15 protein-coding genes are annotated in these 19,939 nt (G+C 71.1%); 10 read left to right on the top strand and 5 right to left on the bottom strand.

What is annotated here, in order from left to right; translation table 11 throughout:
• Positions 1–37: 37 nt before the first annotated feature.
• From EXE59_RS00380 to EXE59_RS00365, 4 genes are all read left to right on the top strand, one after another.
• Positions 38–724 carry a hypothetical protein gene (locus tag EXE59_RS00380; protein WP_135837132.1) on the top strand — a complete coding sequence of 229 codons (687 nt, stop codon included), beginning with the start codon at positions 38–40 and terminating at the stop codon, positions 722–724.
• On the top strand, positions 721–1,512 hold the full coding sequence (locus EXE59_RS00375) for a J domain-containing protein (RefSeq protein ID WP_135837131.1): 792 nt from the start codon (positions 721–723) through the stop codon (positions 1,510–1,512). Before EXE59_RS00380 ends, EXE59_RS00375 begins: the two co-directional genes overlap by 4 nt.
• A 257-nt stretch (positions 1,513–1,769) precedes the next feature.
• On the top strand, positions 1,770–5,351 hold the full coding sequence (gene rpoB / locus EXE59_RS00370) for a DNA-directed RNA polymerase subunit beta (protein ID WP_135837130.1): 3,582 nt from the start codon (positions 1,770–1,772) through the stop codon (positions 5,349–5,351).
• Positions 5,352–5,440: 89 nt separating this feature from the next.
• A complete protein-coding gene (locus EXE59_RS00365) occupies positions 5,441–9,286 on the top strand; it encodes a DNA-directed RNA polymerase subunit beta' (protein ID WP_135837129.1) in 3,846 nt (1,281 codons plus the stop codon).
• Positions 9,287–9,521: 235 nt separating this feature from the next.
• Here the strand turns inward: EXE59_RS00365 and EXE59_RS00360 are convergent, their stop codons facing one another.
• Both EXE59_RS00360 and EXE59_RS00355 read right to left on the bottom strand, forming a co-directional pair.
• Entirely contained in the window at positions 9,522–10,289 is a 768-nt protein-coding gene (locus EXE59_RS00360; protein WP_210428834.1) for a cytochrome c biogenesis CcdA family protein, read from the bottom strand.
• A 2-nt stretch (positions 10,290–10,291) separates the two neighbouring features.
• Positions 10,292–10,876 (bottom strand): TlpA family protein disulfide reductase, encoded by a 585-nt coding sequence (locus EXE59_RS00355; RefSeq protein ID WP_135837128.1) that lies wholly within the window; start codon positions 10,874–10,876, stop codon positions 10,292–10,294.
• An 83-nt stretch (positions 10,877–10,959) separates the two neighbouring features.
• Between EXE59_RS00355 and EXE59_RS00350 the strand changes: the two genes are divergently transcribed.
• Both EXE59_RS00350 and EXE59_RS00345 read left to right on the top strand, forming a co-directional pair.
• Positions 10,960–12,195 carry a geranylgeranyl reductase family protein gene (locus EXE59_RS00350; protein WP_135837127.1) on the top strand — a complete coding sequence of 412 codons (1,236 nt, stop codon included), beginning with the start codon at positions 10,960–10,962 and terminating at the stop codon, positions 12,193–12,195.
• 13 nt (positions 12,196–12,208) lie between these two features.
• The gene (locus EXE59_RS00345) at positions 12,209–12,997 is read left to right on the top strand and encodes a lysophospholipid acyltransferase family protein (protein WP_135837126.1); all 789 of its coding nucleotides are present in this window, start codon (positions 12,209–12,211) and stop codon (positions 12,995–12,997) included.
• Here EXE59_RS00345 and EXE59_RS00340 read toward each other — a convergent pair.
• Complete coding sequence (locus tag EXE59_RS00340; protein ID WP_135837125.1) at positions 12,972–14,030, bottom strand: acyltransferase family protein; 1,059 nt, start codon at positions 14,028–14,030, stop codon at positions 12,972–12,974. The two genes, EXE59_RS00345 and EXE59_RS00340, sit on opposite strands and share 26 nt — an antisense overlap.
• A 31-nt stretch (positions 14,031–14,061) precedes the next feature.
• Here EXE59_RS00340 and EXE59_RS00335 point away from each other — a divergent pair, with 31 nt between their 5' ends.
• The 4 genes from EXE59_RS00335 (at position 14,062) to EXE59_RS00320 (ending at position 18,460) form a co-directional block, all read left to right on the top strand.
• On the top strand, positions 14,062–14,988 hold the full coding sequence (locus tag EXE59_RS00335) for an NUDIX domain-containing protein (protein ID WP_135837124.1): 927 nt from the start codon (positions 14,062–14,064) through the stop codon (positions 14,986–14,988).
• Positions 14,985–16,250, top strand: coding sequence for a hydroxyacid-oxoacid transhydrogenase (locus EXE59_RS00330; protein WP_135837123.1), 1,266 nt, complete (start codon positions 14,985–14,987; stop codon positions 16,248–16,250). Before EXE59_RS00335 ends, EXE59_RS00330 begins: the two co-directional genes overlap by 4 nt.
• Before the next feature lie 121 nt (positions 16,251–16,371).
• Complete coding sequence (locus EXE59_RS00325) at positions 16,372–17,583, top strand: class I SAM-dependent methyltransferase (RefSeq protein ID WP_135837122.1); 1,212 nt, start codon at positions 16,372–16,374, stop codon at positions 17,581–17,583.
• Positions 17,576–18,460, top strand: a complete 885-nt coding sequence (locus tag EXE59_RS00320) for a hypothetical protein (RefSeq protein WP_135837121.1) — start codon at positions 17,576–17,578, stop codon at positions 18,458–18,460. Before EXE59_RS00325 ends, EXE59_RS00320 begins: the two co-directional genes overlap by 8 nt.
• On the opposite strand, the gene EXE59_RS00315 is transcribed toward EXE59_RS00320, so the two are convergent.
• Both EXE59_RS00315 and EXE59_RS00310 read right to left on the bottom strand, forming a co-directional pair.
• Positions 18,457–19,152, bottom strand: coding sequence for an aspartate/glutamate racemase family protein (locus EXE59_RS00315; RefSeq protein ID WP_135837120.1), 696 nt, complete (start codon positions 19,150–19,152; stop codon positions 18,457–18,459). The genes EXE59_RS00320 and EXE59_RS00315 overlap by 4 nt on opposite strands.
• A 17-nt stretch (positions 19,153–19,169) precedes the next feature.
• Positions 19,170–19,925 (bottom strand): SDR family NAD(P)-dependent oxidoreductase, encoded by a 756-nt coding sequence (locus EXE59_RS00310; RefSeq protein WP_135837119.1) that lies wholly within the window; start codon positions 19,923–19,925, stop codon positions 19,170–19,172.
• Positions 19,926–19,939 lie beyond the last annotated feature (14 nt).

Raw genomic sequence — 19,939 nt, 5'->3', positions numbered from 1 at the left:
GGAGGGTGGCCCCGACGTTCTCGAGGGAGGGAACACCATGCCCGTGCTGACCGACACGTCCGTCGGCGACGACCAGGCCCAGGAGTCCGAGGAGTCCGCACCGCCGGACGCCCCCGACGGGTCGCGCCGAACCCGCCTGCGACGACTGCTGGCGGGGCTCCTCGCCGGGGTGGTCGTCACGTGCATCGTGCTGCTGGTCTGGATGGCCGCCGGCGGCCGGTCGTCCGCGTCCGGCGGGCTCGACCTGCCCCGTGAGCGCGAGCAGGCGATGAGCCTGACCGACCAGTTCGTCAAGCGCCTCGGCACCTACAGCCCTGACATGCTCGACGACTCCGGCCAGATGCCCGCCTACCGCGAGCAGGTCCGGGAGGTCATCACCCCCAAGTTCGCGGCCGACTTCGACAAGGAGGTCGCCACGGCCGAGCAGCTGGTCGCCCAGGGCGGCATCACCCGCAGCGCGGAGGTGTTCGCCACCGCGGTGTCGTCGGTCGACGACGACTCCGCTCGCGTCCTGGTGGCCGGCGCGTTCACCGACAGCTACACCCAGGGCGCCGGCGACAAGGCCCGCACCGTCGACCAGGAGCCGCTGCCCTTCCGCTTCACCGTCGACCTCGTGCGGATCGAGGGTGAGTGGCTCGTCGACGACTTCACCCCCGTCAGCGCCCCGCAGGAGTCCGGTGACCCGGCGACGGGCACCGGCACCACCGAGGGGAGCACCCCGTGAGCGACGCACCCACCTGGTACGACCTCCTCGACGTGTCGCGCGACGCGTCCACCGACGAGATCAGGGCGGCCTGGAAGGCGCAGATCGCCGACCTCGAGCCCGGCGACCGCCGCTTCGACGCCCTCAACAGGGCCGCCAAGGTGCTCCTCGACCCGCCCGCGCGAGACGCGTACGACGCCGGGCTGGACGCGGAGGTCGCCGACGACCCGAGCCCCTCGCTCGTCGAGGAAGGCGGCCTCCTCAGGTCGGCGCTCCGCCGTTCCTCGACCAGCAAGGCGGCCTCGACCAGTGGGCGGGCCGCCGGCGACGTCCCCGCGTGGCTGCTCGCCGGTCTCGGCGTGCTGGCCGCCGGCCTCGTGGCCGCGACTGCGTGGACGTGGACCTCCGGCGACGAGGGCGACGACTCCGCGGCCCGCGAGGCCCAGGTCGCGGCGGAGCGCGCGGTCGTACCCGTCCTGTCCTACGACTACGAGACGCTCGAGGCCGACCAGCGGGCCGCGCAGGCACTGATGACCGGCGGCTACCGCGAGGAGTACGACAAGCTCTTCACCGTCCTCGAGGACAACGCGCCCCAGACCCGGACCAGGGTCACCGCCGACGTGATCGCCTCCGGCATCGTGCGCGCCGCTGCCGACCGCGTCCAGGTGCTCGTCTTCGTCGACCGGCCGACGACCAACAAGCTCAACGCCGAGCCCGTGGTCTACAAGGACCAGGTGACCGTGGCGATGCAGCTCGTGGACGGTGAGTGGCTCGTCGACGACCTGACGACCTCACCCGTCCAGGGGTGAGCGGGTCGGTCGGCACGCGCGGATCGGCGCGTTCTGCTTGACCCGGGCAGTTTCGGCGTTCATAGTCGACGCCAACGCGTGGCAACCGGACCTCCTGGCCCCAGTCAGAAGAAACAGCGACCCCGCGTTTGAGGCGTGTCCCGAAGTGCGCTAGTGTTGCTCCTTGCGCCTGCCCTCAGATGCCCGACGCCCTCCGGACGGCTGTTGCGGTGGTCGGCCGGCGCCGAGATCACTTGGATCATTTGTGAGGACACCTCTTGGCCGCGCGCAGCTCCGCTGGTAACCACCGTCGCACCTCTTTCGCAAAGATCGCCGAACCTCTCGAGGTTCCCCCCCTCATCTCGCTCCAGACGAGCAGCTTCGACTGGCTGGTCGGCGGAGAGCGCTGGGAGGAGGAGGTGGCAGCCCGTCGGGCCGCCGGCGAGGACGTCTCCGAGAAGACCGGTCTGCAGGAGATCTTCGAGGAGATCTCCCCGATCGAGGACTTCTCCGAGACGATGATGCTCTCCTTCGACAACCCCGTCTTCCTGGACGAGAAGTACACCGAGGAGGAGTGCAAGGAGAAGGACTTCACCTACTCCCGCCCCCTCTACGTCTCGGCCGAGTTCATGAACCACGAGACCGGTGAGATCAAGGGCCAGACGGTCTTCATGGGCGACTTCCCCATGATGACCCGCAAGGGCACCTTCATCATCAACGGCACCGAGCGCGTCGTCGTGTCGCAGCTCGTCCGCTCGCCCGGCGTCTACTTCGAGTCGACCCCGGACAAGACCTCCGACAAGGACATCTTCACCGCCAAGCTCATCCCGAGCCGCGGTGCCTGGCTGGAGTTCGAGATCGACAAGCGCGACCTGGTCGGCGTCCGCCTCGACCGCAAGCGCAAGCAGAACGTCACCGTCCTGCTCAAGGCCCTCGGCTGGACCACCGAGCAGATCCGCGAGGAGTTCGGCCAGTACGAGTCCATGATGCTGACCCTCGAGAAGGACAGCGTCCGCTACGAGGTCGTCTACGAGGAGCTGCAGAAGAAGGCGCGGGGCGAGGCCCCGACCGCCGAGCAGGTCAACGACGAGGTCACCCGGCTCGCGCTGCTCGACATCTACCGCAAGCTCCGCCCGGGCGAGCCGCCGACGGCCGAGGCTGCGCAGACGCTGCTCAACAACTACTACTTCAACCCCAAGCGCTACGACCTGGCGAAGGTCGGCCGCTACAAGATCAACAAGAAGCTCGGCCTCCACGAGGCGTTCGACCAGCAGACGCTGACCATCGACGACGTCGTGGCCGCCATCCGCTACGTCGTGCAGCTGCACGCCGCGGGTGTCCAGGCCGAGTCGCCCGACCTGGTCGACGCCTCCGGCGCCGTCGTCGAGGGTCCCGACGGCTCGCCCGTCAAGGTGCAGGCCGACGACATCGACCACTTTGGCAACCGCCGCATGCGCACGGTGGGCGAGCTGATCCAGAACCAGCTCCGTACGGGCCTGGCCCGCATGGAGCGCGTGGTCCGCGAGCGGATGACGACCCAGGACGTCGAGGCCATCACGCCGCAGTCCCTGATCAACATCCGCCCCGTGGTCGCGGCGCTGAAGGAGTTCTTCGGCACCTCGCAGCTCTCGCAGTTCATGGACCAGACCAACCCGATCGCCGGCCTGACGCACAAGCGTCGCCTCTCGGCGCTCGGTCCCGGTGGTCTGTCCCGCGACCGCGCCGGCATGGAGGTCCGTGACGTCCACCCGTCGCACTACGGCCGCATGTGCCCCATCGAGACCCCTGAAGGCCCCAACATCGGCCTGATCGGCTCGCTGGCCTCCTATGGTCGGATCAACCCGTTCGGGTTCGTCGAGACGCCCTACCGCAAGGTCGTCGACGGTGTCGTGTCCGACCAGATCGACTACCTCACCGCCGACGACGAGGACCGCTACGTCATCGCGCAGGCCAACGCGCCGCTCGACGAGAACATGCGCTTCGTCGAGGAGCGCGTCCTGGTCCGCCAGAAGGACGGCGAGGTCGACGCGATCCTGGCCGCCGAGGTCGACTACATGGACGTCTCGCCGCGCCAGATGGTGTCGGTCGCGACGGCCCTGATCCCGTTCCTCGAGCACGACGACGCCAACCGCGCGCTCATGGGCGCCAACATGCAGCGCCAGGCCGTGCCGCTGATCACCAGCGACAGCCCGCTGGTCGGCACCGGCATGGAGTACCGCGCCGCCGTCGACGCCGGTGACGTGGTCGTCGCCGACAACGCCGGTGTGGTCAAGGAGGTGTCCGCCGACGCCATCGAGACGATGAACGACGACGGCACCTACCAGACCTACCGCCTGGCCAAGTTCCGTCGCTCCAACCAGGGCACCTGCATCAACCAGCGTCCGCTGGTCAAGGCCGGTGACCGCCTCGAGGTCGGCACGCCGATCGCCGACGGTCCCTGCACCGACGACGCCGAGATGGCGCTGGGCACCAACCTGCTCGTCGCCTTCATGCCGTGGCAGGGCCACAACTACGAGGACGCGATCATCCTCAGCCAGCGTCTGGTGCAGGAGGACGTCCTCACCTCGATCCACATCGAGGAGCACGAGGTCGACGCCCGCGACACCAAGCTCGGCCCCGAGGAGATCACGCGGGACATCCCCAACGTCTCCGAGGAGGGCCTGGCCGACCTCGACGAGCGCGGCATCATCCGCATCGGCGCCGAGGTCACCACCGGTGACATCCTCGTCGGCAAGGTGACGCCCAAGGGCGAGACCGAGCTCACCCCCGAGGAGCGCCTGCTCCGCGCGATCTTCGGTGAGAAGGCGCGCGAGGTGCGCGACACCTCGATGAAGGTGCCCCACGGTGAGTCCGGCACGGTCATCGGCGTGCGCGTCTTCAACCGCGAGGACGGCGACGACCTGCCCCCCGGCGTCAACGAGCTGGTCCGCGTCTACGTCGCGCAGAAGCGCAAGATCTCGGTCGGCGACAAGCTCGCCGGACGCCACGGCAACAAGGGCGTCATCGCCAAGATCCTGCCCGTCGAGGACATGCCGTTCATGGAGGACGGCACGCCGGTCGACGTCGTGCTCAACCCGCTGGGTGTGCCGCGTCGCATGAACATCGGCCAGATCCTCGAGCTGCACCTCGGCTGGCTCGCCAAGCAGGGCTGGGACCTCAACCTCTCCGGTGAGAAGGGCGAGTCCGACTGGAAGAAGCGCCTCATCTCCATCGGCGCGGACAAGGCCGACCCGAACACCAAGGTCGCGACCCCCGTGTTCGACGGTGCCCGCGAGGACGAGATCACCGGCCTGCTCGGCTCCACGCTGCCCAACCGCGACGGTGACCGGATGGTCAAGGAGGACGGCAAGGCCAACCTCTTCGACGGTCGTTCGGGTGAGCCGTTCCCGGAGCCGGTGGCCGTCGGCTACATGTACATCCTCAAGCTGCACCACCTCGTCGACGACAAGATCCACGCTCGCTCGACCGGCCCCTACTCGATGATCACGCAGCAGCCCCTGGGCGGCAAGGCCCAGTTCGGCGGCCAGCGGTTCGGCGAGATGGAGGTCTGGGCGATGGAGGCCTACGGCGCCGCATACGCCCTCCAGGAGCTGCTCACGATCAAGTCCGACGACGTGCCGGGCCGCGTGAAGGTCTACGAGGCCATCGTGAAGGGCGAGAACATCCCCGACTCCGGCATCCCCGAGTCGTTCAAGGTGCTCGTCAAGGAGATGCAGTCGCTCTGCCTCAACGTGGAGGTGCTGTCGCAGGACGGCTCCACCATCGAGATGAAGGACGCCGAGGAAGACGTCTTCCGGGCGGCCGAGGAGCTCGGCATCGACCTGTCCCGCCGCGAGCCCAGCTCCGTCGAGGAAGTCTGAGCCACCGGTACGCCGGCCCGACCGGCCGGCGTACCGCCCTCAGTCCCAGCTCAACTCTTTCCACGTACTAACGAAGGACAGCAGCCATCGTGCTCGACGTTAACTTCTTCGACCAGCTTCAGATCGGCCTGGCCACCGCGGACGAGATCCGCACGTGGAGCCACGGCGAGGTCAAGAAGCCGGAGACCATCAACTACCGCACGCTCAAGCCCGAGCGTGACGGCCTCTTCTGCGAGAAGATCTTCGGTCCCACCCGGGACTGGGAGTGCTACTGCGGCAAGTACAAGCGCGTGCGCTTCAAGGGCATCATCTGCGAGCGCTGTGGCGTCGAGGTCACCCGCTCCAAGGTCCGCCGCGAGCGGATGGGCCACATCGAGCTCGCCGCTCCCGTGACCCACATCTGGTACTTCAAGGGCGTCCCGTCGCGCCTGGGCTACCTGCTCGACCTGGCCCCGAAGGACCTCGAGAAGGTCATCTACTTCGCTGCCTACATGATCACCTCGGTCGACGAGGACGCCCGTCACCGCGACATGGACTCCCTCGAGAACAAGGTCGGCCTGGAGCGCGAGCGCCTCGAGAAGCGTCGCGACACCTCCGTGGAGGACCGCGCCAAGAAGCTCGAGGAGGACCTCGCCACCCTCGAGGCCGAGGGCGCCAAGGCCGACGCCAAGCGCAAGGTGCGCGACGGCGCCGACCGCGAGATGAACCAGCTCCGCGACCGCGCCAACCGCGAGATCGCGCGGCTGGAGGAGGTCTGGGACACCTTCAAGAACCTCAAGGTGCAGGACCTGCTCGGCGACGAGCTGCTCTACCGCGAGATGAAGACGTGGTTCGGCAAGTACTTCGAGGGCCACATGGGCGCCACGGCGATCCAGAAGCGCCTCCAGGACTTCGACATCGAGGCCGAGGTGGAGTCGCTGCGCGACACCATCGCCAACGGCAAGGGCCAGCGCAAGGTCCGCGCCCTCAAGCGCCTCAAGGTCGTCGACGCCTTCCGCAAGACCGGCAACCAGCCCATCGGCATGGTGCTCGACGCCGTCCCGGTGATCCCGCCGGACCTGCGCCCGATGGTCCAGCTCGACGGTGGCCGCTTCGCCACCTCCGACCTCAACGACCTCTACCGCCGCGTCATCAACCGCAACAACCGCCTCAAGCGACTGCTCGACCTCGGTGCGCCCGAGATCATCGTCAACAACGAGAAGCGGATGCTGCAGGAGGCCGTCGACAGCCTCTTCGACAACGGTCGTCGCGGTCGTCCGGTCACCGGACCGGGCAACCGGCCGCTGAAGTCGCTGTCCGACATGCTCAAGGGCAAGCAGGGCCGCTTCCGCCAGAACCTGCTCGGCAAGCGCGTCGACTACTCGGGCCGTTCGGTCATCGTCTCGGGCCCGCAGCTCAAGCTCCACCAGTGCGGCCTGCCCAAGCAGATGGCTCTCGAGCTGTTCAAGCCGTTCGTGATGAAGCGCCTCGTCGACCTGTCGCACGCGCAGAACATCAAGTCCGCCAAGCGGATGGTCGAGCGCGCCCGCCCGGTCGTGTGGGACGTCCTCGAGGAGGTCATCACCGAGCACCCCGTGCTGCTCAACCGTGCCCCCACCCTGCACCGCCTCGGCATCCAGGCCTTCGAGCCGCAGCTGATCGAGGGCAAGGCCATCCAGATCCACCCGCTCGTGTGCGGCGCGTTCAACGCCGACTTCGACGGTGACCAGATGGCCGTCCACCTGCCGCTCTCCGCGGAGGCGCAGGCCGAGGCCCGCATCCTGATGCTGTCGACCAACAACATCCTCAAGCCGTCGGACGGCCGTCCGGTGACCATGCCTTCGCAGGACATGATCATCGGCCTGTTCTGGCTGACCGCCGACCGTGACGGTGAGCCCGGCGAGGGTCGCGTCTTCTCCACCCCGGCCGAGGCGATCATGGCCTTCGACCGCCGCGAGATCACGCTGCAGAGCAAGATCCGCATCCGCCTCGACGACGTCGTCCCGCCGCTCGACCTCGAGCTCGGTGCCGACTGGGAGGGGCGGACCGCGATCCTGCTCGACACCACCCTGGGCCGCGTCTACTTCAACGACACGCTCCCGGCGGACTACCCGTTCGTCAACGAGGAGGTCGGCAAGAAGCGCCTCGGCGCGATCGTCAACGACCTCGCCGAGCGCTACACCAAGGTGCAGGTCGCTGCCTCGCTCGACGCCCTCAAGGACGCCGGCTTCCACTGGGCCACGCGCTCGGGTGTGACCGTCTCGATCGACGACGTCACCACGCCCGACAGCAAGGCCGAGATCCTGGGCCGCTACGAGGCGCAGGCCGAGAAGGTCCAGAAGAACTACGAGCGCGGCGTGATGACCGACGACGAGCGTCGTCAGGAGCTCATCGAGCTGTGGACCCAGGCTGCGGCCGAGGTCGGACGGGCCATGGAGTCGAACTTCGACCGCGCCAACCCGATCTACATGATGGTCGACTCGGGTGCCTCCGGAAACATGAACCAGATCCGGCAGGTCGCGGCCATGCGTGGACTGGTGGCCAACCCGAAGGGCGAGATCATCCCGCGCCCGATCAAGGCCAACTTCCGCGAGGGCCTGACCGTCCTCGAGTACTTCATCGCCACCCACGGTGCCCGCAAGGGTCTCGCCGACACCGCGCTGCGCACCGCCGACTCGGGCTACCTGACCCGTCGTCTGGTGGACGTCTCGCAGGACGTCATCATCCGTGAGGACGACTGCGGCACGGAGCGCGGCCTGCCCAAGCGGATCGACGACGAGCACGTGGAGACCTCGGCCTACGCCCGGGCCTCCGCCGTCGAGATCACCCACCCGGAGACCGGCGACGTGCTCGCCGCCGCCGGCGAGGACCTCGGCGACGTGAAGATCGGCGAGCTGGTCGCGGCCGGCATCACCGAGGTCAAGGTCCGCTCGGTCCTGACCTGCGACGCCCGCACCGGCACCTGCGCCAAGTGCTACGGCCGCTCGCTGGCCACCGGCAAGCTGGTCGACATCGGTGAGGCGGTCGGCATCATCGCCGCCCAGTCCATCGGTGAGCCCGGCACGCAGCTGACCATGCGTACCTTCCACACCGGTGGTGTCGCCTCCGCCGACGACATCACGCAGGGTCTGCCCCGTGTGGTCGAGCTCTTCGAGGCCCGCTCGCCCAAGGGTCGTACGCCGATCTCGGAGTCCGCCGGTCGCGTGAAGATCGAGGAGACCGACAAGGCTCGCGTCGTCGTGGTCACCCCCGACGACGGCTCCGAGGTCCAGGAGATCCCCGTGTCGAAGCGGTCGCGCCTCAACGTCGAGGACGGCGACCACATCGACGTGGGTCACCACATCACGTCCGGTACGCCCGACCCGCAGGACGTGCTGCGCATCCTCGGTGTCCGCAAGGCCCAGGAGCACCTCGTGGACGAGGTCCAGGAGGTCTACCGCTCGCAGGGCGTGGCGATCCACGACAAGCACATCGAGATCATCGTGCGGCAGATGCTGCGCCGCGTGACGGTCATCGAGTCCGGTGACACCAACCTGCTCCCGTCCGACCTGGTCGACCGGGTGCGGTTCGAGGAGGAGAACCGGCGCGTGGTCTCCGAGGGCGGCAAGCCGGCCTCGGGTCGCCCGGTGCTCATGGGCATCACGAAGGCCTCGCTCGCGACCGAGTCGTGGCTCTCGGCGGCCTCCTTCCAGGAGACCACCCGGGTCCTCACGGACGCCGCGATCAACGGTCGCTCCGACAGCCTCCGCGGCCTGAAGGAGAACGTGATCATCGGAAAGCTCATCCCCGCCGGCACCGGCCTCGAGCGCTACCGCAACATCCGGGTGGAGCCCACCGAGGAGGCACGCGCCGCGGCCTACTCGGTCACCGGCTACGACTCCTACGACTACGACTTCGGTCCGTCGTCGCAGGCCGTCGCGCTCGACGACTTCGACTTTGGTTCCTACCAGAACTGAGCGAAGCGAAGTTCTGGTGCAAGGAACCAGGTTGAGGAGCCTCGACTCGGACGGACGCAGTCCGGACGAGTGAGGCGTCTCGAAACCAGATCCATGTCGAAGCAGCCCGAGCCCCGGTCTCTCCAACGAGAGGCCGGGGCTCGGCTCATTGTGGATCGGGGTCTCGTGACAGGCGCCAAGGCGTCTTCCTCGACCAGCGGGGTGGCCAGGGCGCCGTCCTCGACCACCGGGTCGCCTACGGCGCGAGCGCCCGCACCCACCCCGCGAGCGTGCGCTGGACCCGGGCGGCCAGCTCGATGACGGGGTCGTCGGCCTCGGCGCCCCCGAGGACCCGCAGCTCCCACGCGCCGTACCAGGCGACGTAGGCGCCCACGACGACGAGCAGCAGCCCCGAGGCACGCGGGATCCACCGGCCGGTGCGTCGCAGCCCGGTGACGAGCCCGCGGCGGGCCAGCGCCACGGCCACGGCCGCCACCCCGACGAGCAGGCCCATGCCCACGCTGTAGGCGACGAACAGGCCCACCCCCTCGGCGGGCGAGCCGGTGCGGAAGCTGGTCACCACGATCGCGAGGAACGGCGCGATCGAGCAGGTCAGGCTGGCGGCGGCGTACGACATGCCGAACCCGACCATCGCCGGCACGCGGCGGGTGACCGGCCGGCCGCCCCCGCGCCCGAGCTGCGGGCGAGGCAGCTCGCGTCCCGCCAGGAGCCACAATCCCGCCAGCGCGACCACGGCGCCGAAGACCGTGGTGAACCACGGCAGGTACTGCTGGGCCTGGGCGGCGACCGGCGACACCACCAGGCCGAAGACCCCGAAGACGGCCACGAAGCCGACGGTCATCCAGGCGGTGAGCCAGAGCGCCCGCCCGACCGACCGCAGCGGACCCGGGGCGTCGTCGCCGAGCACCAGCACCGAGAGGTAGGCCGGGAGCAGCGCGAAGCCACACGGGTTGACCGCCGCCAGCATCCCTGCCGCGACGGCGAGGGCCAGTGTGTCGCCCACGATCAGCCGAGCACGGCCTCGACCTCGGCCGCGAGGTCGTCCTCGCCGCCGTACCCGGCCTCGAACGCGACCTCGCCGTCAGCGCCGAGCACCACGAACGAGGACTGCTCGGTGACCCCGAAACGCTGCCACAGCACGCCGTCGGTGTCCTCGAGGTGGGTGATCCCCTCCACGTCGCGTGCGAAGTCGGCGATGGCCTCGGCGCTGTCGAGCGAGCCGATGCCGACCACCGAGACCTCGTCGCCGTAGGTGCCGGCGAGGTCCTCGACCTGCGGCACCTGACCGCGGCAGGTCGGGCACCACGGCGCCCAGAACCACAGCACGACCGGCCTGCCCGCGAGGGAGGCGCCGTCGAAGTCCTCTCCCGCGACCGTCGTGGAGGTGAAGTCCAGCAGCGCGGGAACGGCCGCGTCGGGTTGCTCGGCGCCGTCGGTCGCCGCTGAGTCGCTGGGGGTGTCGCCGGGGGACTCGCTGGGGGAGTCGGGCGCGCTGGTCGAGCCCGGGGCGTCGGCGGTGGTCGCCTCCCCGCCGCACGCCGCGAGCGAGAGGGCGAGCGGCGCGACGACGGCGAGCGCGAGACGTCTCATGGAACCAGCATGACAGCGAGACCCATGGCCGCGGCCGGTGCCGGGATTACGGGACCCTTACGGCCGCCACCTAGGATTTGCCCGTGCAGACCCCCACCTCGACCGACGTGCTGGTCGTCGGCGCCGGCCCGGCCGGCTCCGCTGCCGCGGCCTGGGCCGCCCGCGCCGGCCTCGACGTCGTGCTCGTCGACGCGGCGACCTTCCCGCGCGACAAGACCTGCGGCGACGGCCTCACGCCGCGCGCGATCGGGGAGATGAAGAAGCTTGGGCTGGAGGACTGGCTCCGCGCCCACACGGTCAACCATGGCCTCCGCGCCCACGGGTTCGGCCAGACCCTGCTGCTGCCGTGGCCCGGTGGCTCGCTCCCCGACTGGGGATCGGCCGTCGCGCGCACCGAGCTCGACGACCACCTGCGCACGGTGGCGATCAAGAGTGGCGCCCGCGCGATCGACGGGGTCCGCGCAGTCGGCGTACGCCGCGAGGGCGAGCGGGTCGCGGCCGTGGAGCTCCGCGGCGCCGAGGGCACCTTCGAGATCGCCTGCCGCTGGCTCGTGGTCGCCGACGGGGTGCGCTCGCCGCTCGGCAAGGTGCTCGGGCGCGAGTGGCACCGCGACACCGTGTACGCCGTGGCGGGGCGCGCCTACGTCGACTCCGAGATGTCCGACGACCCGTGGATCAGCTCGCACCTGGAGCTGCGCGACGAGCAGGGCGAGCTGGTGTCGGGCTACGGCTGGATCTTCCCCCTGGGCGACGGCACCGTGAACCTCGGCGCCGGCACGCTGGCGACCAGCAGGCGGCCCGCCGAGGTCGCGATCAAGCCGCTCATGCAGACCTACGCCGACACGATCGGACAGGACTTCGGGCTGTCGGGCGAGCTGCGCATGCCGACGTCCGCACTGCTCCCGATGGGCGGCGCGGTCAGCAACGTGGCCGGCCCCAACTGGGCCCTGATCGGTGACGCCGCCGCCTGCGTCAACCCGCTCAACGGCGAGGGCATCGACTACGGCCTGGAGACGGGGCGCCTGGTCGCCGAGCACATCACCGGCGGCGCCGGGCTGGGCGAGGCCTGGCGGGCCACCCTCGTCGAGCACTACGGCGAGTCGTTCTCCATCGCGCGTCGGCTCGCCGGGATCGCCACGCAGCCGAAGGTGGTCTCCGCCCTCGGCCCGGCCGGCATGCGGTCCGACTGGCTGATGACGCTCGCCCTGCGCTGGATGGGCAACCTCGTCGACGACGCCGACCGCGACCGGGCCGCGCGCGTGTGGCGCTGGGCCGGTCGCCGGTCGATGGCTCGCGACGCCCGTCCGCCGTTCTCCTGATGCGCCCGGACGCATGACCCGCGAGCGGACCTACCGGGCTGCCGTGCGGGTCGGAAGGGTCGGCCTGCGGACCCTCGGCATGACGGTCACCGGGACCGGCGCCGAGCACGTCCCCGGGACGGGTCCGGTGCTGCTCGCGGCCACCCACGTGTCCTACCCGGACTTCCTGTTCGTGCAGGGGGCGGTCCGGTCGTCGGGCCGCTTCCTGCGTTTCATGACCCGCCACGACGTGTGGCACGTGCCGGTCGTGGCGCAGGCGATGACGCGGATGCGGCACGTCCCGGTCGACCGGCAGGCGCCGGCCGGGGCGTACGTCACGGCGCGGCGCCTGCTGCGCGAGGGCGAGGCGGTCTGCGGGTTCCCCGAGGCCGGGATCAGCTGGTCCTACACCGTCCGCTCCCTCATGCCAGGCATGGCCGGCCTGGCCCGGGAGACAGGTGCGCCCCTGGTGCCGGTCGCGATCTGGGGGTCCCAGCGGGTCTGGTCGGTCGGGCTGCCCGACGAGCGTGGCCGGAAGCCGCGGCCCGACCTCACCCGGGGTCGGCGGATCGACGTGTCCTTCGGCGAGCCGATGACGATCGGCCCGGGCGAGGACCTCACCGCGTGGACCCGGCGGCTGGGCGAGGTGCTCACCCGGCAGCTCGAGGAGCTGCAGCGGCTCCCGCACCACGTGCCCGAGCCCGGCGAGCACGCGCCGTGGTACCCCGCGCACCTCGGTGGGCACGCCCTCACCCGGACCGCGGCGGAACCCTACGACGTCGTGCCGCGGTCGGCGGTCAGGCCGACGTGGGGGCCGAGCTAGCCGAGTCGTCGCTGGAGGAGCCCTTGCGGCGTCGCGCGTCGCGCCTGGCCTCGAGCCACCCGAGGGGGTTGGTGAACGGCTCCAGCACCCGGCGTGCGGGCGGGGCTGCGAGCAGGAGCGTGAGGCCCACCGCGCCGAGCATGGTGAGGACCAGGCCGGCGATGGGGTAGGAGGCGGTGAAGTCGGGCCAGCCGAGCGCCTTGAACGTCTTGATGACGAAGCCGTGGAAGAGGTAGACCACCAGGGTGGCCGTGCCCATCGTGGTGAACCAGCCCAGGCCGCGCCGCGGCACCAGCGACATCGCCGCGAAGGCGCCGAGGAGGCCGACCATCATCACCGTCAGCCGGGTCTGGAAGACGAACTCGTTGTCGATCGGGATCTCGGAGTAGCCGGTGTCGTACCAGAGCAGCGCCGACTCCGCCCACGTGTCGGTGTAGACCGCCATGATCCCGATGCCGACGAGCATCGGCACGGCCGCGAGCTTCACCCACACGTCGTCGAGGTGCGCGAGGTGGCGGGGCTTGAGGTGCAGGCCGAGCACGAAGAACGGCAGCAGGCCGAGGAACCTCGGGATCATCAGGGCCTCGGTGTCCCAGATCCCGCCGACCAGGCTCACGATGACCGACAGCGGCAGGAAGAGCCAGTGCGACTTGAGGATCGGCGTGATCAGCCGCCACATCAGCAGCACGATGAGATACCACATGGTCCAGTGCGGCTCGAACCACAGCGGTCCCGTCACGTCCTCGCCGACGACCTCCCGGCGGTAGTAGAAGAGGGCCGGCTCGAAGAGCAGGTAGGGGATCGCGAGGGTGTAGACCAGGCTCTTCATCCGGCGTCGGTCCCACTCGAACGACTTCGAGAGGTAGCCGCTGATGAAGACGAACGCCGGGATGTGCCACAGGTAGATGAAGTCGTAGACCCAGTGGCTGCCCGCCGTCTCCTCGACCAGCCCGATGGCGTGCCCGACCACGACGAGCGTGACGAGGACCATCTTGACGTTGTCGAGCCACGGATCGCGGGACGGGGGAGCCACGGCGCTCACGCTACTTCACTAGGTTGGGGCCATGGGATCCCTGCCGAGGCGACAGCGGGTGGCGGCGTACGCCGTCATCCTGCGCGAGCGCGACGGACGCGTCGAGATCCTGCTGAGCAGGCTCGCGCCGCGGGTCTCGCGCTCCGAGCTGTGGACGTTGCCGGGGGGCGGCGTCGACCACGGCGAGGACCCGCGGGACGCGCTGATCCGGGAGGTCCACGAGGAGACCGGCCTCGCCGCGACCGTCGGCGACCGGGCCCGCGTCTACAGCGCGCACATGCCCAGGTCGCCCCGCGACGGCCAGCTCGTCGACGCCCACGCGATCCGGCTCGTCTACGAGGGCTGGGTCTCCCCGGACTCCCCGACGCCGCGGGTCGTCGAGGTCGACGGCTCGACGATCGAGGCCGCCTGGCGTCCCCTCGACGACGTCGCGTCCGGTGCGGTGCCGGTGGCCTCGGTCGTGACCGAGGCCCTCGTCGACCACCGGCCGTTCCGCCTGCAGCGCGTCGCGGCGTACGCCCTCGTCACCCGCAGCAGCAACGGCGCGGACGAGCTGCTGCTGACCCGGCTGTCGGCGCGCGCCGCGCACCCGGGCAGGTGGACCCTCCCGGGTGGCGGCGTCGACCACGGCGAGCACCCGTCGGTCGCGCTGGCCCGCGAGGTCGAGGAGGAGTGCGGTCTTCCGTGCCGCGTCGGCGAGCTGCTCGGGGTCCACGACACCCACTTCGCCGGGACCGCCCCCTCGGGACGCATCGAGGACTACCACGGCGTCCACCTCGTCTTCGGTGCCGCCGTGGCCGACGGCCAACCACGCGTGCTCGAGCAGGACGGCACCACCGACGCCGTCGCCTGGGTGCCGGTGACGGACATCGACGCGGGCACCGTCGACGTGCTGGAGCTGGTCCGCTGGGCCCGGGCGCGTACGACCACCGCAGGCGCCGAAGGGGACCGCGCATGACCGAGACCGTCTTCACCTACGCCGCACCCGGCCTCAAGTTCGGCCGCGGCGCGAGCGACGAGATCGGCTGGGACGTCCACCAGCTGTGCCGCGGCGAGCAGGGCGACGCGCGCCGCGTGCTGCTGGTGACCGACCCCGGCGTCGCCGCCACCGGCCACCCGGACCGCATCGCCGGGCAGATGCGGGCCCGCGGCCTCGAGGTCGTCGTCCACGCCGGGGCTCGGGTCGAGCCGACCGACGCCTCGCTCGAGGCGGCCGTCGCCTTCGCCCGCGACGCCGGTCCCTTCGACGCCGTCGTCGCGGTCGGTGGCGGCTCGTCCATCGACACGGCCAAGGCCGTCGACCTGATGCTCACCAACCCCGGCTCCCTCATGGACTACGTCAACGCCCCGGTCGGCGCCGGCCGCGCCCCCGAGCACCCGCTCCTGCCGCTGATCGCGGTGCCGACGACCACCGGGACCGGCGCGGAGTCGACGACCATCTGCGTGCTCGACGTGCTCGCGCTCAAGGTCAAGACCGGCATCTCGCACGCCCGGCTGCGGCCCACGCTCGCCGTGGTCGACCCCGACCTCACGATGACCCAGCCGGCGATGGTGACCGCGTCGGCCGGGATGGACATCCTGTGCCACGCGCTGGAGAGCTGGACGGCTCGCTGGTACGCCGACTTCGACGCCAAGCGGCCCGAGCAGCGGGTGCCCTACTGCGGCGCCAACCCCATCGCGGACATGTGGGCCGAGAAGTCGCTGACCCTCCTCGCGGGTGCCTTCCGCCGCGCGGTCCACGACGGCTCGGACGCCGAGGCACGCGAGCAGATGGCGCTCGCCGCGACCTTCGCCGGCCTCGGCTTCGGCAACGCCGGCGTCCACGTCCCGCACGCGTGCGCGTACCCCGTCGCGGGTCGGGTCCGCGACTACCGCCCCGAGGGCTATCCCGTCGACGAGCCGATCGTGCCGCACGGGATGGCGGTGGTGATGACCGCGCCGGCCGCGTTCACGCTGACCCACGACGCCTCCCCCGAGCGGCACCGGCGCGCGGCCGAGCTGCTCGGCGGCACGGGCGAGCCGCTGCCCGACGTGCTGCGCGGGCTGATGCGCGACGTCGGGCTGCCGAGCGGCCTCGCGGAGCTCGGCTACGGCGCGGCCGACGTCGACGACCTGGTCGCGGGGGCGCTCCAGCAGCAACGGCTGCTCGCGACGGCGCCGGTCGCCGTCACGGCCGAGGACCTGGCGGCGGTGTTCGCGGGCTCCCTCGAGCACTGGTGACGGCGGCCGCCGACCTAGGATGGGACGCATGAACCCCCGCCACCGCCGACTCGTGATCCCGGTCGCGCTGGGGGCCCTCATCCTCATCGTCGTCCTCGCCGCCGTCCTGTGAGCCCCGCCTGTGGATGACGAGCTCGCCACGATCCGCTCGGCGGTCCTCGACGCCGACCACCTCGTCCGTGCGCTGGCCAGCGGCCGCCGCAAGGGACAGCCGGTCCCTCGCGTCGGCGACCGCGACGTGCGGCGCGTCGAGGTCCGCGTCGTCGACCTCAGGGCCGGTCGGCACCTGCAGGTGACGTCCTACGACGCGACGCAGGCGCACACCGCCAACCACCGCCTCGGCCAGGACGCCGAGATCGCGGTCGACGCGCTGCTCGCCGAGCCGTTCGCCAACTGGCACGTCGACACCACCACGTCGACCCTGCAGCTGCGGGTGACCAAGAAGGGGGCGCCCCTCCTGCACGCCTCGGCCCGTGCCGAGGAGGTCGAGCCGGTGCGGGACCACGACCGCCCCAAGGACCGGCTGCTCCCCGAGGACCACCCGGTGCTGGCGGCGCTGGGCATCAGCGATGCGCAGGGCCGGGTGAAGCCGACACGACAGGCCAAGTACCGGCAGGTGGAGGAGTTCGTCCGGCTGCTCGACGCCGGCCTGTCCGACGCGATCGAGCAGGGACGCGTACGCACCCCGACGACCGAGGAGCCCCTGCGCGTCGTCGACCTCGGCTGCGGCAACGCCTACCTCACCTTCGCCGCCCACGCCCACCTCAGCAGCCGGTGGCCCGTACGGATGACCGGCGTCGACGTGAAGCAGCAGTCGGCGGACCACAGCTCGAAGGTCGCCGAGCGTCTCGGCATCGACGCGGACTTCGTGGTCGGGTCGATCGCCGACGCGCAGCTCGAGCTCGCGCCGGACGTGGTGCTCGCCCTCCACGCCTGCGACACCGCGACTGACGACGCGCTGCACCGCGCGCTGGAGTGGCAGGCGCCGCTCGTGCTGGCCGCGCCCTGCTGCCACCACGACATCGCGGCCCAGCTGCGGACCGCCGAGGCGCCCGGGCCCTACGGGATGCTCACCCGCCACGGCATCCTGCGCGAGCGCTTCGCCGACACCCTCACCGACGCGCTGCGGGCCTCGCTGATGCGCCGCGAGGGCTACCGCGTGGACGTGGTGGAGTTCGTCGAGAGCGCCCACACGCCGCGCAACACCCTGCTGCGCGCCGTCCGGACCGGTGCCGAGGGCGCCGAGGCGTCCCGCGAGTACGACGAGCTGCTCGCCGCGTGGGGCGTACGCCCCCGGCTCGGCGAGCTGCTGGCTGTCGACGACCGTGGCTGACGCCCGACGCGCTGCGCTGGCCGTGGCCGTCGCAGTGCCCTTCCTGCTGGGCGCGGCCGCGGGGGCCCCCGACCCCACGGGCACACCCGTCCTGCGCTTCGGCGACCCCGACATCGTCGAGTCCAGCGGGCTCGCCTTCACCGCCACCACGCGGGGTGGACTGGTGCACACCGTCAACGACTCCGGCGACTCCGGTCGCGTGTTCACCGTCGACACCTCCACCGGCAGCACGGTCGGCGTGACCTCGTGGGGCGGCGACCCGGTCGACGTCGAGGCGCTCGCCCCGGCCGGTCGCGGGCACGTCTGGGTGGCCGACATCGGCGACAACCGGCGCGTGCGCGACTCCGTGGAGGTGCTGCGTGTCCCCGTCGGTCCGGGGGACCGGGCCGTCACCCCGGCGGCGTACGAGCTCGTCTACCCCGACGGAGCACGGGACGCCGAGGCGCTGCTCGCCGACCCGCTGACCGGGCGGCTGCACGTGGTCACCAAGGGTGTCTTCGCCGGGACCGTGTACGCCGCGCCGCGGCGGCTGCGGAGCGATCGGCCCAACCGGCTGGTCGAGGTCGCCGAGGCGCCCGGCCTCGTGACCGACGCGACGTTCCTGCCGGGTGGCGGCGGTGTCGTGGTGCGCACCTACTCCTCGGCCCACCTCACGGCGTACCCGTCGTGGCAGAAGGTGGCCTCGTGGGAGCTGCCCGCACAGGACCAGGGGGAGGGCATCGCGTACGCCGTGGGCGAGCTGATCGTCAGCACCGAGGGCGCGCGGTCGGAGGTGCTCGCCGTCGACCTGCCGCCGGAGGCGGGTCCGACGGACCTGGGGGGTCCGGCCTGGACGGCGCTGTGCTGGCTCGCCGTCGCGACAGGCATGCCTCTCTAGGACTCGGCGAGTGCTGCGTCCAGGGCGGCCTGCACGTGCAGTGTCGTGCACGGGAACACCGGCAGCTCGACGTCGGCCTGCTTGACCAGCAGCTCGAGCTCGGTGCAGCCGAGCAGCACGCCCCCGGCGCCGGCGTCCCACAGCTCCTCGATGATCGAGACGACCCGGCTGCGGGTGCGCGGCAGCACCACGCCGTGCACGAGCTCCTCGTAGATCGCGTCGTTGAGGAAGTCGTGGTGCGAGGCGTCGGGCACCAGCACCGACAGCCCGTGGCTCTCGAGCCGGTCGACGAAGAACGACTCCGACATCGCGACCTTGGTGCCGATCAGGCCGACCTTGTCGACGCCGGCGGCCTTGACGGCGGCGGCGACGACGTCGGCCAGGTGCAGCACCGGGATGTCGACGGCCTCCTCCACCTGGTCGGCGACCTTGTGGAAGGTCGTCGTGCACAGCAGCAGGAAGTCGGCTCCGGCGCGCTCGACGCCACGCGCGGCGTCGGCGAGCAGCAGCCCGACCTGGTCCCAGCGCTCGTCGTCCTCGAGGTGGGTCACCTCTGCGAAGTCGACGGTGGTGAGGGCGAGCTTCGGCGAGGACAGCCCGCCCAGCCGCTCCCGCATCCCGAGGTTGAGGTCGCGGTAGTAGACCGCGCTGCTCTCCCAGCTCATGCCGCCGACGAGTCCGATGGTCTTCACGCGCCGCAGTCTGCCACCTACCCGGTCCGGTGCACCTTGTGTGCCGCAGCCTGGGCACGCGGCTTGATCACCAGCTCGTCGATGTCGACGTGGGAGGGCCGCGTGGCGACCCACGCGATCGCGTCGGCGACGTCCTCGGCGAGCAGCGGCTGGTCGACCCCGGCGTACACCGCGTCGGCGCGCTCGCGGTCGCCGCCGAAGCGCACCAGGGCGAACTCGTCGGTGCGCACCATGCCCGGGGCGACCTCGCTGATGCGGATCGGCTCGCCGTTGAGCTCGAGGCGCAGGGTCTCGGTGACCACCTTCACGCCGTGCTTGGCAGCGGTGTAGCCGGCGCCGCCCTCGTACGCCCAGCGCCCGGCCGTCGACCCGACGTTGACCACCACGCCGTCCCCGCTGGCGCGGAGGGCGGGCAGCAGCGCCTTCGTGACCCGGACCAGGCCGAGCACGTTCACCTCGTACATCCAGCGCCAGGCCTCGAGGTCGGCGTCGTCCACGCGGTCGACCCCCACTGCACCGCCGGCGTTGTTGACGAGGACGTGGCAGACGGGGACCGCCGCCGCGAGCGCCTCGACGGACGCCGCGTCGGTCACGTCGCAGGTGACGGCCTCGCCGCCGATCTCCGCGGCGAGCTCCTCGATCCGGTCGGTGCGCCGGGCGACGCACACGACCCGGAACCCCTGCTCGGCCAGGGCGCGTGCGGTCGCCGCACCGATGCCGCTGGAGGCTCCGGTGACCACGGCCGTACGGGACTGGGTGCTGTCGTCGCTCATGCGGCCATCCTGCC

Source organism: Nocardioides eburneiflavus (genome assembly GCF_004785795.1).
Taxonomy (GTDB): domain Bacteria; phylum Actinomycetota; class Actinomycetes; order Propionibacteriales; family Nocardioidaceae; genus Nocardioides; species Nocardioides eburneiflavus.
The sequence above is the reverse complement of the archived record's forward strand: the minus strand, read 5'-3'. Positions and strand labels throughout refer to the sequence as shown.

Bases quoted from the DNA above. Each gene is read 5' to 3' on its own strand.
- EXE59_RS00380 (WP_135837132.1), top strand. From the start codon at position 38: ATGCCCGTGCTGACCGACACGTCCGTCGGCGACGACCAGGCCCAGGAG.
- EXE59_RS00355 (WP_135837128.1), bottom strand. From the start codon at position 10,876: ATGAGACGTCTCGCGCTCGCCGTCGTCGCGCCGCTCGCCCTCTCGCTC.
- EXE59_RS00345 (WP_135837126.1), top strand. From the start codon at position 12,209: ATGACCCGCGAGCGGACCTACCGGGCTGCCGTGCGGGTCGGAAGGGTC.
- EXE59_RS00335 (WP_135837124.1), top strand. From the start codon at position 14,062: ATGGGATCCCTGCCGAGGCGACAGCGGGTGGCGGCGTACGCCGTCATC.
- EXE59_RS00330 (WP_135837123.1), top strand. From the start codon at position 14,985: ATGACCGAGACCGTCTTCACCTACGCCGCACCCGGCCTCAAGTTCGGC.
- EXE59_RS00310 (WP_135837119.1), bottom strand. From the start codon at position 19,925: ATGAGCGACGACAGCACCCAGTCCCGTACGGCCGTGGTCACCGGAGCC.